Below are 13,823 nucleotides of genomic sequence, written 5' to 3' on the forward strand. Positions count from 1 at the left end.
CATTGGGTAGCTTTACAAGTTGAATCTCCAGCGGATGTAAATATCACTTCCGTTGCGGATAAATCAAGTGTTAATTATCCTCTCCAAAACGCTCAAGACATACCTCTTCCAGTTCAAGTTACAAATATAACTGCAAAGGTCGTCGGAAGTGTGGTCAAGATAAAGATAAGAACACAAACTGAGCGAGATGATTTCCTTGGTTTCAATATATACCGAAGCAAGGAAAATACAAGTTATGTTCTTGTTGGTTCTTACTTGAATCATTCAGCGTTGAAAGCTAAAGGGCTTGGTCCTTATGGTGGTGAATATGAGTTTGTGGATAAGGTGGTTGAATCTGGCAAGTATTTCTACAAGATTGAGGCGGTTGGAAGGAATGGGAGTAAAGAGTTGGATGTTGTGCAAGTTTTGATTGATATACCGAAGAAGTATGTTTTGCATCAGAATTATCCGAATCCATTTAATCCGACGACGACGATAGAGTTTGAATTGCCTGTATCTGCAAATGTTGTTTTAGAACTTTATAACATTTCAGGTCAGAAGGTGAAAGAGTTGTTCAGTGGTAAATTGCCAGCTGGATATCACAAGGTGGTGGTTGATGGGCGAGATTTAGCAAGCGGAGTTTATTTCTATGTTTTGAGGGCTAATGATTTCGTTGGTGTTAAGAAGATGGTCTTGGTGAAGTAAGGATTAATCATCCTTGTTTTTGTAGCCCCTCTTTACCTTCGGGTAAAGAGGGGTTTTTTGTTTTTGAATGAGTTGAAGAATTTTTGATAATTTCTGGCGCGTTTTTATATTTGATTTTGAAAAAATAAAACTAACTTAAATTTTACGAACTTGGGAAAGTCAACTTCCAAGATAACTTCCGCGATAAAGAAAGAAATTGCTGAGTTAGTAGATAGTTGGATAAAAAAGTATTTTTCTACTGATGATTTTGCCGAAATAAAGGAGATATTGGCAAAGATTGTAAGTGAGCAAATTGCTCTTGCTGAAGCACGGAGAAAGACGGAAGAGAATTTGAAATTGTAAGTGCGAATTATTCAAAAATCGTTTGCGTTTTAGTTGCACATTTTGTTTCAAATAACTTGCTGAAAATAAGGAAATTATAGTCAAACAAACTATGAATGGTAAATTAAAATGTCAGTTTGTGAATTTAGGGGGAGAGAGCAATTATTTTTTGAAAATTTTGATCTAAATCCGAGAGGAGTCGTTTTAAAAATTAAAAAAAATTTATGGAACGGAAATGAAAAAAATTGTCCTGTTATTCCTCGTATTTTTAGCATTGCCTTACAAATCAAGTTCGCAGGGCTATTTAAGAAATGATAGCGTTGCTACGCATACCTCTGGTATAACGATTAACGAGGTATCAGCAAGATCAGCGATAGTTGATTTTAATGCGGATGGTTCTACTTCTACGACTACAGATAGAGATGAATATATAGAAATCGTTAATAGTTCAAGTGAGCCGATTGATATAAGTGGTTGGATTTTGGGAGATAACAATTACAATTACACGATACCTTCTGGAACAGTTTTAGGTCCAGGAAATGCTCTCGTTGTTTTTACAAATAATGCTGATGTTTCAAATTTTGATCCAGGTCCAGGAAATATAGTTTTATCAGTTCCGACTACTTCTTTTGCGTTAGCTAACACAAACGATGCTGTTGGTTTGAAGAACTCGTATGGTTTATATATAGAAGTTTATTGGGGGACTGGCACATTAAATAGTACATTTACTTCTGGTGCAACACTTGTTGGAAGTAGAGTCAGATTAGAATCTTGGAATGAGGGTCAATCGCAGACGCGAAATCCTGATTATACAGGTAGTTGGATACAGCATCCGACTATATCAGGTGTTGTGAATTGGTCAAGGAACAATCCAACAAGAACTTTAACTAATCCGAAGGGATCACCTGGTAGGTATAACTATGCTGACATTCCATTGCTTGTTGATTTTAAATTTTTAAACGAAGTTCCAAATTCATTTGCTTTATATCAAAATTATCCGAATCCATTTAATCCGATTACGACGATTGAGTTTGATATAGCGAAGGAGGCAGATGTTAAATTTGAGATTTTCAATCTTAGTGGGGAAAAAGTTGTTGAGTTAATAAACAAAAGATTAAGCGCTGGTCGTTATAGCGTGGTAGTTAATCTTGGTGATATGCCAAGTGGAGTTTATTTCTACAGGTTGAAAGCTGGTGAATTTATCGGGGTTAAAAAGATGATTCTTGTTAAGTGATTGATAATTTGGGGCTTGGTGCGGAAGGGTTTTGTGAATCTTGTTATTGAGATAAAAAAAATCTTGACTTTTTCTTTTTTTGATATTATATTTATAGTGGTTTTTCCGCGGTAGCTCAATTGGCAGAGCAGCTGGCTGTTAACCAGCGGGTTGCAGGTTCGAGTCCTGCCCGCGGAGCTATTGCGTTTGTTAGTTTTAAGATAACTTCCTTCTATCAAAGGGGTAAGTTTAATTGTGTTTTGAGACGAATTTATTTGCTTTTTCTTTTTTCAATGATTTTTGAAAGTCGTTGCTTAAACAAATCTTTCAAGGCTTTTTCAGGTATTGGATTGGGTTTTTAGCATTTGTTTTAATTTTTTCTCGCCATGTTCTTTAAGAAGCATTCCGAAAGTGGAAGGTTTTTTGTTTGATTTTTTTCTGATTCGTTGAGATAGTGTTCTATTCAGTATAATTTCGCTGTCATTTTTGTAAATTAATTAATGTTGTCTGCTGCCTGATCTTTTAGCTTAAAAAACTTTGCAGTGTAGGAAATTTATTTTTAAATTAAGGCAAATAAAATTATGCGAAGTAAATGCCTGAATTTAGACAAAACAGGGCAACAAAGAATTGGGTGATCGTCGCAACAGAGCGAGCTAAAAGACCGCATGATTTCCTTGTCAAGGAAGAATTGAAGCAATTACCTGAATTTGATCCGAATTGTCCGTTTTGTCCTGGCAATGAGCAAATGACTCCACCTGAAGTTTTAAGGGTTGATAAAAACAATCAATGGCAAATAAGGGTTGTCCCAAATAAGTATTCGGCGCTTGTATCAGATATTGAATTGAAAAGAGAAATGAAATTTCAATTCTTCAGGAAGATAACTGGCTATGGGTTTCATTATGTTATAATTGAAACGCCGAAGCATAATTTAACCATTGCAACGATGACACCAGAAGAGGTTTGCGAAATTTTTAAAACTTATTTGAAACTTTACAAAAAGTTCATGTCTGAATCAAATATCAACACCGTTATAATTTTCAGAAATAACGGAAAACGAGCAGGGACCTCACTTGAACATCCACATTCGCAGTTAATAGCAAGCCCAATTGTCCCAACTCACATTAGACATTTACTTGAAGAGGCAACAAGATATTATGATGATCATGGCAGTTGTGTCTTTTGTGATATGATAAAAATTGAAATATATTCCAATGAGAGAGTCGTATATGAAGATGAAAACTTTGTTGTAATTGAGCCGTTTGCTTCTATTTCTCCGTTTGAAACTTGGATTATGCCGAAAAAACATAATGCTTGTTTCGGAAACATCACGGAGGCTGAAGCTTGTGAAATTGCCTTTGTTGTTTATTTGGTCTTGAGGCAACTTTATGAAAAACTTAACAATCCTGATTATAATTATGTGATCCATTCATCTCCATTTAAAGACGCCAACGAAGAATTTTATCATTGGTATATTCAGATTTTACCTCGGCTTACTATTCCAGCTGGTTTTGAGCTCGGGTCGGGAATTTATATCACCACTGCTTTACCTGAGGAAACAGCAAAGTTTTTAAAAATAAATAAAGGTGCAAATTAAATGCGTCTTGAGGCTTGTCCACACTGTGGCAAATTCGGAACATTGCATAGGTCAAGGTCAAGAAATATGTATGAAAAATTGGTTAAATTTTTTCTGCCATACAAAATTTACAAATGCAGTGAATGTGGATGGCGTGGATTTAGATATATTGGATGGACGACGAAGATCTTTGGAAGTGGTGTCAAAGGGAGAAGAAGAATCGCTAGATGGAAATTATATCTGTTCATTTTCATAATCTTTGCTTTGGTGTTTTTTGCTTATAGAAATTTTGAAAAGATAGGCACAACGCTTGCACCAATTGTTAAAGAAATTTTGCAAAGGTGAAAATGAACAAGAGAGAACTTGCAATTGAACTTGGTTTGACTTCTGAGGAATACGACAGGATAATTCAACTTATAGGGCGTGAACCTACTGTTGAAGAGCTTGGGATGTTTAGTGTGATGTGGAGCGAACATTGTAGCTATAAAAATTCCATCGCTGTGCTTAAAACTTTGCCAAGAAGCGGGGGAAGATTGCTCGTTTCAGCGGGAGAAGAAAACGCTGGGCTTGTAGATATAGGTGATGGACTTGCGATCGCTTTTAAAATTGAATCTCATAACCATCCGTCGGCAATTGAACCATATCAAGGTGCAGCAACTGGAGTCGGTGGGATATTGAGAGATATTTTTACAATGGGAGCGAGACCGATTGCGATTGTGGATTCACTTAGATTTGGAGATTTGTCAAATCCCCGTGTTAAGTATCTCTTTAATGGCGTCGTAAAAGGTATAGCTGATTACGGAAATAGTTTCGGATGTCCAACTGTGGCAGGTGAAGTTTACTTTGATAAAAGTTATACTCAAAATCCACTTGTAAATGCGATGGCTGTTGGGATCGTGGAGCATGACAGAATTGTTCGCGCTGTTGCGAAAGGTGAAGGTAATCCTGTTTTAATAGTCGGATCAAGCACAGGACGAGATGGGATCCACGGAGCAACCTTCGCATCTGAAGAAATAAGCGAAAAATCAGAATCAAAGAGACCATCTGTTCAAGTTGGGGATCCGTTTGCGGAAAAACTTTTACTTGAGGCAACACTTGAAGCGATAGAAACTGGCTATGTCGTCGGAATTCAAGATATGGGCGCAGCAGGGATAACTTGTTCAACTAGTGAAATGAGCGCAAGAGGAAAAAGTGGTATGGAGATAGACCTTGACCTTGTTCCAGTTCGTGAGAAAGGGATGACAGCTTATGAAATTTTGCTTTCGGAATCACAAGAGAGAATGTTAATGGTGGTGCAAAAGGGATTTGAAGATAAAATAATTGAGATTTTCAAAAAATGGGATTTAAATGCTTCCATCATCGGTCATGTGACAAGCGATGGTATGTTGAAGATAAAAAAAGATGGAAAAATCGTTGTTAACATTCCTGCGGATTCCCTTGTCGTCGGAGGTGGTGCACCTGTTTATTATAGAGATTCAAAAGAGCCAGAATATCTTAAAAAAGTTAGAGATTTTAATCCATACGAGATTCCTCAACCAAGCGATTTGAACGAAGTATTTTTAAAATTGATCTCTTCTCCGAATATAGCAAGCAAGGAATGGGTTTATCAGCAATATGACACGATGGTGAGAACAAATACTGTTGTTTTGCCAGGCGGGGATGCATCTGTTATAAGAATTAAGGAAACGAATAAAGCAATTTCAATTAAAGCAGATTGCAACGCAAGATATGTTTATCTTAATCCATATCGTGGTGCGATGATAGCGGTTGCGGAATCAGCAAGAAATGTCGTTTGCACAGGAGCAGAACCAGTTGCAATTACAAATTGTCTGAACTTTGGAAATCCGTATAAGCCAGAGATATTTTGGCAATTTAAAGAAGCAGTCCGTGGAATGGGCGATGCTTGTAGATTTTTTAACACTCCAGTAACTGGTGGTAATGTAAGCTTTTACAATGAAAGTCCCGATGGAGCTGTTTATCCAACGCCAGTTATTGGGATGCTTGGAATTATTGATGATTTAAAGTTTGTGACAACTGCAAATTTCAAAGAACCAGGAGATATCATCGTTCTTCTTGGAAAAAATACTGACGAGATTGGTGGGAGCGAGTATCTTGCTTGGATTTATGATAAAGTTTTAGGTGATGCACCAGAAATTGATCTTGAACTTGAAAAAAAAGTTCAAAAGGCATGTCTTGAAGGTATACGGCTTGGGCTTGTGAAGTCCGCGCATGATGTTTCAGATGGTGGTATTGCTGTTGCACTTGCTGAATGTTGTATAATTGATAAGGAAAATATTTTAGGTTGTGAGGTTAAACTTAAAGATGAAATTCGCCCGGACTTCTTATTGTTTGGTGAGGGTCAGTCAAGAATAATAGTTACCGTCGTTCCCGAAAATTTGAGAAAGTTTGAAGATATATGTCTTGCCAATGAAGTTCCATATTCTGTAATTGGGGTAGTAACGGAAACGAAGAAGATAAAGATAAACGATTGGATTGAACTTGATATTGAGCAAGTTGCTGATTTATACTATAACTCAATCCGAAGGATTATGGAGGTTGTTTGAAAAAAAATTTGTGGGCCCTGGAGGACTCGAACCTCCGACCCGCTGATTATGAGTCAGCTGCTCTGACCAACTGAGCTAAGGGCCCGTTGAATGTTCGGTATTAATTTAAAAAATTTGAACGAAAAAGTCAAGATTTTGCTTTTTTTGGTTAAACAAAATTACACAAAAACGCATGGTTTCAAGATTACGCTCAATAGATTGGTTTGATGGAAAAGTGAGATTTATTGACCAAACAAAATTGCCAACGGAACTTGTCATAGTTGAAACGGATGATCATAAGGTTTTGATTGAGGCGATAAAGAAGCTCAAGATCCGTGGGGCTCCAGCTATTGGGATCGCTGCAGGATTTGGGATTTACCTTGGAATAAAGAACTTTAATGAAGATGACAAAGAAAAGTTGAAAATTTCTTTTGAAAATGTATGTGATGAATTTGCAAAGACGAGACCAACGGCGGTAAATTTGTTTTGGGCTATTGAAAGGATGAAAAATGTATTTCATAAAAATTTTGCTCTTGATGTGGACGAAATAAAAAATAAACTTCTTGATGAGGCGCTTTCAATACAAAAGGATGATATCCAAATGTGTAAACAGATCGGATTGAACGGTGCAATGTTGATCCCGGATAAGGCAAATATCTTAACACATTGCAATACTGGTTGGCTTGCAACTGGGGACTATGGGACTGCGCTTGGTGTAATTTACACTGCTTTTGAACAGGGGAAAAAGATCAAAGTTTATGTTGATGAGACAAGACCGCTTCTGCAAGGAGCTCGGCTTACGACATGGGAGCTGATGCAGAGGGGAATTGAAACGATTTTGATCACAGATAACATGGCTTCTTATCTTATGAAACTTGGAAAAGTTGACTGTGTGATCGTTGGTGCTGATAGAGTTGCTTTAAACGGCGATACTGCAAATAAAATTGGTACATATGGGCTTGCGATATCAGCAAAGTATCACGGCATACCTTTCTATGTCGCTTGTCCAACTTCTTCAATTGATTTCAATATAAAAACTGGGGATGAGATACCAATTGAGGAGCGAGGTTCGGAGGAAATCGTAGAATTCATGGGCAAGAGAATTGCGCCAGAAGGCGTTAAGACATTTTCACCGGCTTTTGATGTCACTCCGAACGATTTGATAAGCGCAATTATAACAGAGCATGGGGTTATATATCCACCTTTTGAAGAAAACATTCGGAAATTGAAGGAAAAAATTTCTTTTCGTGATTAGATGCTCAGCAAAACGGAAGCAGTTGTGTTAAAAGCGATGAAGTATAGGGAAACGAGCAAGATTGTAACTTTGTACACTAAAAAATTTGGCAAGATGAATGTAATTGCCAAGGGGGCGATGCTTACAACGAGCAAATTCGGAGCATCGCTTGAACCTATGTCTTACATCCTTGCTGTGTTATACAAAAAGGAAACAAGAGAACTTCAATTTCTTTCGCAAGCGGATATAGTTAAACCTTTTTTGAATCTTTATTCTAACTATGTTAAGATGACGCTTGGGCTTTCAATTTGTGAGATCGTTTATAAGTTGATCAAGTTTGAAGAAGAAAATGTAAAGATTTTTAAATTACTTGTTGACACGCTTGATAAACTTGACTTGGCCGAGAAAAACGAGATAAACTTGCTGTGGTTCTTTCTTGTTCATTTGCTTGAGGAAAGCGGTTTCAAAATTAATTTCAATTACTGCATCGCTTGTGGTCAAAAATTTAAAGATGAAAACTTAACTCAGAAGGTAGTTTTTCTACCTGATAAAGGTGGGTTTTTGTGCTCAAAATGTGCCTCTGGATTGGAGGTGGGCGTTTTTTATTCCGTTGCCACATATAAAAGTTTAAGTTGGATTGAAAGAGCAAAAGTTGAAAATGTAACAAATTTGAAACTTGCAAGTAATATAAATAATGAGATACAAAACTTGTTGACCAGCTATATGCGTGAGCACTTTGACGAGCCAGTGAATTTGAAATCGCTTGAAATTTATTATAAATTAAAGTGAAACAAAGTAGGTTTATAGTCCGTTATTATTTATGATGAAATTTAATTAAAAACAAAAACCTTGGTTGGAGGCAAAGAAACCATGACGAAAAAGCAAGTAATCGGAGCAATTGCACTTGTACTTGCGGGAATGTTATTCGGAGTTATTCTTGTATCGGGATTTAACGCTGTCAAGCCGATTGTAGCTTTTGATACTCCTGTTATTGGAGCACAAGATAAGCCAACGAACACAAAATTTGATATATTATCAACACAAAACGCTTTTGTTCAGGTAGCAAAGGAAGTTGTTCCAACTGTCGTTTCAATCAAAGTCGTTAGCAGAAGCGAAGGTCAAAGTCGTCCATTTGATTTCTTCCATTTCTTTGGACCTGATTTTGAATTTAGAATGCCGGATCCGAGACCGCAAGAAGGTATGGGTTCAGGGGTAATAATAACAAAAGATGGATATATTCTTACAAACAATCATGTCGTTGAAGGTGGAGAAAAAGGAAGTATAACGGTAACTCTTTGGGATGGCAGGGAATTTAAAGGCAAGCTAATAGGAAGGGATAAGTTAACGGATCTTGCTGTGATAAAAATTGAAGCGAAAGATCTACCTGTTGCAAGATTCGGAAATTCTGATGAGTTGCAAGTGGGGCAATGGGTCCTTGCGGTTGGAAATCCTCTTGGACTAAACCTTACGGTTACAGCTGGAATAGTAAGTGCGATGAGTAGAAATATAGGGATAATAAGGGATTCATACGGTGTTGAAAACTTTATACAAACTGATGCAGCAATTAATCCTGGCAATAGTGGTGGTCCGCTCGTTAATTTAAATGGTGAGGTCGTTGGGATAAATACCGCAATTGCTTCAAGGACTGGTTATTATCAAGGATATGGTTTCGCCATTCCTATAAATCTTGCTCGTAAAGTTGCGGAAGATATAATAAAATACGGAAAGGTAAGACGAGGAGTTCTTGGAGTGCAAATTTCTCAACTTGATGAATCAACCGCGAAAGGATTTGGGCTTGATAAACCGCGTGGGATTTTGGTTCAAGATGTTATATCTGGTAGCGCAGCTGAAGAAGCAGGGATTAAAAACGGAGATATAATTCTTGAATGCGATGGTAAAGAAGTTAATAAGCCAGGTGAACTTCAAGAGATAATTGCAAGAAAGCGACCTGGCGATAAGGTTAAATTAAAAATTTATCGTGATGGAAAGACATTTGAAGTCACCGCGACGTTGAAACCAAGAAAAGAGGATGAAGAGGTTGCGCAGGCAGAGGAAAGTAGACCACCAGCAAGGGAAATTGAGCCTGGAGTTGTTAACTTTGAAAAACTTGGTTTAACAGTTGCAAATCTTGATGAGGAAGCAAAAAACAAGCATAAAGTCAAAAACGGCGTCATAATCACAAAAGTTGAACCTTTTTCCGAAGCTTTTGACAAGGGAATTAGAGAAAATGACATAATCATTGAAGCAGACAGAAAACCAGTTCGCAATGTTGATGAGTTGAAAAAAATAATACAAAGTCATAAATCAGGTGAAGTTGTGCTTTTAAGAATTAAAACTTCTGCTGGAAATAGGTTTGTTGGGTTAACGATACCTTAAGGTAAAAAGAGGCGTGGCAAGTTTGCCACGCCTTTTTTGTTTTTAAAAAATTGACAAGATGTAAATTTTTTGTTATTTTTAGGTAGAATCAAAACTCATAGAGAAAGCAAATGAAAAAAGCTTTCGTCGTTATCTTTTTACTTTTGTTAACTAATTCTCTCTTATCTCAGGGTTCAGCAGGTGCAGGGGCTACTTTTCAGCAAAGATTCATAGTAGATATGCCAACCGCTGGACTTTTGAGGTCAAATAGCGTTTCGCTTGATGCCGATTTTTTTGCAGATGGAGGATTGATGCTTCGTCTTAATGCCTCTGCTTTTAACCGATTAAATTTCGGAATCTCGTATGGTGGTAGTAAAATAATTGGAAATGGAAATGTAAATTGGTATAAACTTCCTGGTGTAAATCTAAAAATTAGAATAATTGATGAAACGAAAAATTTCCCAGCGATCGCGATTGGATTTGATTCGCAAGGAAGAGAGAAATATGTTGATAGTTTGAAAAGATATGAGTTCAAATCTCCAGGATTTTTCATCGTAGGTAGTAAATCGTTTATCTTTCTTGGTTATGCTTCAGTTCACGGCGGTATAAATTATTCTCTTGAAAAAGACGACGGTGATAAATCAGTAAATTATTACATTGGCTTTGACAAAACCATCGGAAACGATCTCACATTTTCAATGGAGTATAATTTTGCTATAAATGATAATTCTGCGAACGCTCTCGGGAGTGGTAAAGGTTATTTGAATGCTGGTATAAGGTGGTCGCTCGGTAGCGGATTTACAATTGAATTCAATTGGAAAGATATCTTGCGCAATAAAGAGCCTGGAAATTCAAGAGTTGTGAAACTTGAGTATATTCAGTCGTTTTAAACGAATTTTTTATCAAATTTAAGTTGTTAAATTTATTGAGGTAAAAATTTAAAGGCAGCGAGGAGGTGGCAAAAATGAAAAAATTAATTTTAATTTTGTTTGCTGGGTTTTTGTTTTGGGGGTGTTATACGCAGATCGGAACGGTGAGAGAAGATGAAGGTTATTCAACTGCTGAAACGAGAAAAGAAAGCCGCATTTATAACGAAAGCTATAACCACGGTAGTTGGTTTTATCACAAATATGTTTATCGCTATTACCTACCTTATCCAAGGTATTATCTATTTTTTAAATACTACACACCAGGGTTTGGCATCGGCTGGAGTGAGTGGTGGTACTATGATCCGTATTGGTTTGATTATTATTGTTGGGATTGGGACTGGTATTGGTGGAACAGATATTGTAGCTTTTATTGGTATCTGCCAGCGTGGTATTATTATCCATGGTGGTATAGGGCACCTATCATTGTGATAATTAACAATTATCCACCTTATTCTGACAGATCTGATAGATCGGTTGTTTATAGACCGAGAAATTTTGGTTCAACTCGTGAAGGGGCGCGTGATGAAAGGGTAAGAAGCGAGTCAGGTTCGCAAACTGTGTCTCCACCATCAAGAAGTATTCCAAGAAGTTCTAGTGAAGGTATAAGAACTTCGTCTGACGATGGAAGTATGAGAAAACCATCTGGATCAGGTAGGGAAGTACCAAGAGTTGAAGAAAGAGGAGGTCGTGAAAGACCTCGTGAAATAGGCGCAACAAGAACTCCACAAAATCCAAGAGTTGTTCCAAGGTCAAATAGTAATGGTGATGAAAGCGTAGCACCGAGTCAGGATTCGGCGCCACCGCAAAGAACAAATCCACCGAGAAGATCTGGATCAACTAGAAATTTGATTCAAATTGATAGAGACAATTCCGGAAGGAGCACTTTGATTGAGGTACCAAGACAAAGTAGAGTTAACAATCCATCTTCAGTTTTGCAAGGTGGTTTCGTTGGAAGTTCATCAGATGACCGAAGAGGAGAACAAAAAAGACAAATTGGAAATAGAAGATGAGAAAATTATTTGGTTTCGGTTTATTGTTTTTAATTGGCTGCTATACAGTTTTAAAGCATCCTGAAATTAGTTACACTGATTCTGCTGGTGAAACCTACGTTTCTTATGTGTCATATAGAAGTGATTGTTTTAAATGCCATTCAAATGCTGAAATAGCGTATTATAATTTAATTCCAGCGCATAGCTCTTCACCTTGGGCTTACTACAATACTCCGTGGTGGTTATGGTGGTCGGAGAATTATAATGATACTGTCAAATCTCAAACCACAAATTCAATTAACGAAAATACAAGGGAATTTGGATCACGCAGATCTACATCAAGTAATAATAATTTCTTTACACCGCCGCCACCTACGAGAACTCCAACAAGATCTGAAACAGGGATGAGTTCGGATAGCTCGTCATCAATCGGAAAAGAAAGAGATTCAAAAACAGGTGAAGGACGAGATTCATCTGGCATTCGTTCTGAAGAAAACTCAAGAAACCAAGGTAGAGAATCTGAACAAAACAAGGAAGGTAAAAGAAACATAGGTTCAAAAAGAAGATGAGGAAAGGAGTTTTGCTTTTAATTCTTTTAGTTGATTTTATGTTAGCGCAATTTCCTGAGGATGCTTTGAGGTATTCAATTTTAAATTCAGGTGTCGGGGCGAGAGCAATCGGGCTTGGATTTGCATATATCGGTGTTTCTGATGATTATTCTGCGTTTTTTTGGAATCCCGCAGGGCTTGCACAAATAAGAAGATTTGAATTTGCAGGCGGTTTAAATTATTTATCGCTTACTAATTCAGCAAAGGTTTTTAACTATTCCAATTCTTTCAAAAATACAGCAACAAATTTGAACACTGTTGCTCTTGTTTTACCTGTCCCAACAATTCGTGGAAGTTTAGTTTTCGCTGGTGGTTATGCGCGTGTTTCTGATTTCACTGGGACTTTGTCAATCTCACTTTTTAACACTCAAAGCTCCATAGTTCCATCGCTTTATGATCCTGACCCTAATTATGATCTTGCGTGGAAGCTTGGGCTTGAAGATTCAACAGGCGCAACGCAGATCTTGAACAATGTCCATCAAAAGATTACTTTATACGAGAGCGGTGGGTTAAATCACTGGTTTGCTTCCGGCGCAATTGATATAGCAGAAAATTTATCTGTGGGACTTACTATTTCAATCGTCACTGGTAATTACAAATACGACAGAAAGTTTGATGAAACTGATACGCGAAACTTTTACAGAAATTATCCTTGGGATTTTAATCAACTGACGGTATCGGACATAGTTGATGCTACTGTAAATGGCTTTTCGGCAATTGCAGGTTTAATGTATAGAAGTAACTTTTTCAGAGTTGGATTGATCGCGAGATTACCATCATCTCTAAATGTCAGAGAAGATTATTCAAGGAGCGGAAAAAGTTCTTTTGACAAGGGCGATTCTTATTCCTATTCCTATTCTGGCATTTCAAAGTATAAAGTTCTTTCACCTTTTTATTTCGGAGGAGGGTTATCGTTCAATGTAAAAGATATAGTTATCGTTGCAGGTGATATCGTTTATGTTGATTGGCGACAAATGGAGTTTAAAAATAATCCTGATTTAGTTCAACTCAACAGAGATATAAAAGAAACATTTAGAGAGACAGTAAGTTTAAGTGGTGGGGTTGAGGTTTTGATGCCGTTCCTGCAACAGGTGAAGATAAGAGCAGGGTATAGCTATAGACCTTCACAATATGTAGAGGACGCTGGGATTTCAAGCAGAGCAACGAGATTGTTAACTCTTGGTTTTAGCGTTCTTTTACAAAAAACACTTTTAATAGATTTCGCATACACTGCAGGTAAATGGAGCACAATTCGGACGCAATATAGTTATACACTTGGTAATAACTATTACAGTTTAATCACGGATGAAGAAAACACAGCAAGAAATTTTGTCGTGACATTTCGCTATAGATTTTGAAAAATAAATTTGCGAT

13 protein-coding genes and 2 tRNA genes are annotated in these 13,823 nt (G+C 37.2%); 14 read left to right on the plus strand and 1 reads right to left on the minus strand.

All coding sequences use genetic code 11. The features are described 5' to 3' along the window. From NZ923_05825 to purL, 7 genes are all read left to right on the plus strand, one after another. On the plus strand, positions 1 to 684 hold a 684-nt coding region (locus tag NZ923_05825; GenBank protein MCS7229539.1), incomplete at its 5' end, for a T9SS type A sorting domain-containing protein. A gap of 150 nt (positions 685 to 834) precedes the next feature. Then, the gene (locus tag NZ923_05830) at positions 835 to 1,026 is read left to right on the plus strand and encodes a hypothetical protein (GenBank protein MCS7229540.1); all 192 of its coding nucleotides are present in this window, start codon (positions 835 to 837) and stop codon (positions 1,024 to 1,026) included. Positions 1,027 to 1,240: 214 nt separating this feature from the next. Beyond that, a complete protein-coding gene (locus tag NZ923_05835; GenBank protein MCS7229541.1) occupies positions 1,241 to 2,239 on the plus strand; it encodes a lamin tail domain-containing protein in 999 nt (332 codons plus the stop codon). Positions 2,240 to 2,343: 104 nt separating this feature from the next. Next, positions 2,344 to 2,416 (plus strand) — tRNA-Asn (locus tag NZ923_05840). A gap of 394 nt (positions 2,417 to 2,810) precedes the next feature. Beyond that, positions 2,811 to 3,812: a galactose-1-phosphate uridylyltransferase gene (gene galT, locus NZ923_05845; GenBank protein ID MCS7229542.1), complete on the plus strand. Its 1,002-nt coding sequence runs from the start codon at positions 2,811 to 2,813 to the stop codon at positions 3,810 to 3,812. Beyond that, entirely contained in the window at positions 3,813 to 4,136 is a 324-nt protein-coding gene (locus NZ923_05850; GenBank protein MCS7229543.1) for a hypothetical protein, read from the plus strand. It abuts the gene before it with no gap. A gap of 2 nt (positions 4,137 to 4,138) precedes the next feature. Continuing rightward, the gene (purL, locus tag NZ923_05855) at positions 4,139 to 6,355 is read left to right on the plus strand and encodes a phosphoribosylformylglycinamidine synthase subunit PurL (protein ID MCS7229544.1); all 2,217 of its coding nucleotides are present in this window, start codon (positions 4,139 to 4,141) and stop codon (positions 6,353 to 6,355) included. Positions 6,356 to 6,366: 11 nt separating this feature from the next. Here purL and NZ923_05860 read toward each other — a convergent pair. After that, positions 6,367 to 6,440 (minus strand) — tRNA-Ile (locus tag NZ923_05860). An 87-nt stretch (positions 6,441 to 6,527) separates the two neighbouring features. Here NZ923_05860 and mtnA point away from each other — a divergent pair. From mtnA to NZ923_05895, 7 genes are all read left to right on the plus strand, one after another. Beyond that, positions 6,528 to 7,589, plus strand: coding sequence for an S-methyl-5-thioribose-1-phosphate isomerase (mtnA, locus tag NZ923_05865; protein ID MCS7229545.1), 1,062 nt, complete (start codon positions 6,528 to 6,530; stop codon positions 7,587 to 7,589). Continuing rightward, the gene (gene recO / locus NZ923_05870) at positions 7,590 to 8,357 is read left to right on the plus strand and encodes a DNA repair protein RecO (GenBank protein MCS7229546.1); all 768 of its coding nucleotides are present in this window, start codon (positions 7,590 to 7,592) and stop codon (positions 8,355 to 8,357) included. Positions 8,358 to 8,438: 81 nt separating this feature from the next. After that, positions 8,439 to 9,944: a DegQ family serine endoprotease gene (locus tag NZ923_05875; protein MCS7229547.1), complete on the plus strand. Its 1,506-nt coding sequence runs from the start codon at positions 8,439 to 8,441 to the stop codon at positions 9,942 to 9,944. Between the two features lie 110 nt (positions 9,945 to 10,054). Next, positions 10,055 to 10,813, plus strand: a complete 759-nt coding sequence (locus NZ923_05880) for a YjbH domain-containing protein (protein ID MCS7229548.1) — start codon at positions 10,055 to 10,057, stop codon at positions 10,811 to 10,813. Between the two features lie 74 nt (positions 10,814 to 10,887). Then, positions 10,888 to 11,862 carry a hypothetical protein gene (locus tag NZ923_05885; GenBank protein ID MCS7229549.1) on the plus strand — a complete coding sequence of 325 codons (975 nt, stop codon included), beginning with the start codon at positions 10,888 to 10,890 and terminating at the stop codon, positions 11,860 to 11,862. Further along, positions 11,859 to 12,410 carry a hypothetical protein gene (locus tag NZ923_05890; GenBank protein ID MCS7229550.1) on the plus strand — a complete coding sequence of 184 codons (552 nt, stop codon included), beginning with the start codon at positions 11,859 to 11,861 and terminating at the stop codon, positions 12,408 to 12,410. The genes NZ923_05885 and NZ923_05890 overlap by 4 nt, the downstream gene beginning before the upstream one ends. Beyond that, a complete protein-coding gene (locus NZ923_05895; GenBank protein ID MCS7229551.1) occupies positions 12,407 to 13,807 on the plus strand; it encodes an outer membrane protein transport protein in 1,401 nt (466 codons plus the stop codon). Before NZ923_05890 ends, NZ923_05895 begins: the two co-directional genes overlap by 4 nt. Positions 13,808 to 13,823: the final 16 nt, after the last annotated feature.

The organism is Candidatus Kryptonium sp. (assembly GCA_025060635.1).
Lineage (GTDB): Bacteria > Bacteroidota > Ignavibacteria > Kryptoniales > Kryptoniaceae > Kryptonium.

What these genes read in the sequence shown, in the direction of transcription:
- NZ923_05850 (MCS7229543.1), top strand. Translation starts at nt 3,813, where the DNA reads ATGCGTCTTGAGGCTTGTCCACACTGTGGCAAATTCGGAACATTGCAT.
- NZ923_05835 (MCS7229541.1), top strand. Translation starts at nt 1,241, where the DNA reads ATGAAAAAAATTGTCCTGTTATTCCTCGTATTTTTAGCATTGCCTTAC.
- NZ923_05895 (MCS7229551.1), top strand. Translation starts at nt 12,407, where the DNA reads ATGAGGAAAGGAGTTTTGCTTTTAATTCTTTTAGTTGATTTTATGTTA.
- NZ923_05890 (MCS7229550.1), top strand. Translation starts at nt 11,859, where the DNA reads ATGAGAAAATTATTTGGTTTCGGTTTATTGTTTTTAATTGGCTGCTAT.
- mtnA (MCS7229545.1), top strand. Translation starts at nt 6,528, where the DNA reads ATGGTTTCAAGATTACGCTCAATAGATTGGTTTGATGGAAAAGTGAGA.
- NZ923_05885 (MCS7229549.1), top strand. Translation starts at nt 10,888, where the DNA reads ATGAAAAAATTAATTTTAATTTTGTTTGCTGGGTTTTTGTTTTGGGGG.
- recO (MCS7229546.1), top strand. Translation starts at nt 7,590, where the DNA reads ATGCTCAGCAAAACGGAAGCAGTTGTGTTAAAAGCGATGAAGTATAGG.
- NZ923_05880 (MCS7229548.1), top strand. Translation starts at nt 10,055, where the DNA reads ATGAAAAAAGCTTTCGTCGTTATCTTTTTACTTTTGTTAACTAATTCT.
- purL (MCS7229544.1), top strand. Translation starts at nt 4,139, where the DNA reads ATGAACAAGAGAGAACTTGCAATTGAACTTGGTTTGACTTCTGAGGAA.
- galT (MCS7229542.1), top strand. Translation starts at nt 2,811, where the DNA reads ATGCCTGAATTTAGACAAAACAGGGCAACAAAGAATTGGGTGATCGTC.
- NZ923_05875 (MCS7229547.1), top strand. Translation starts at nt 8,439, where the DNA reads ATGACGAAAAAGCAAGTAATCGGAGCAATTGCACTTGTACTTGCGGGA.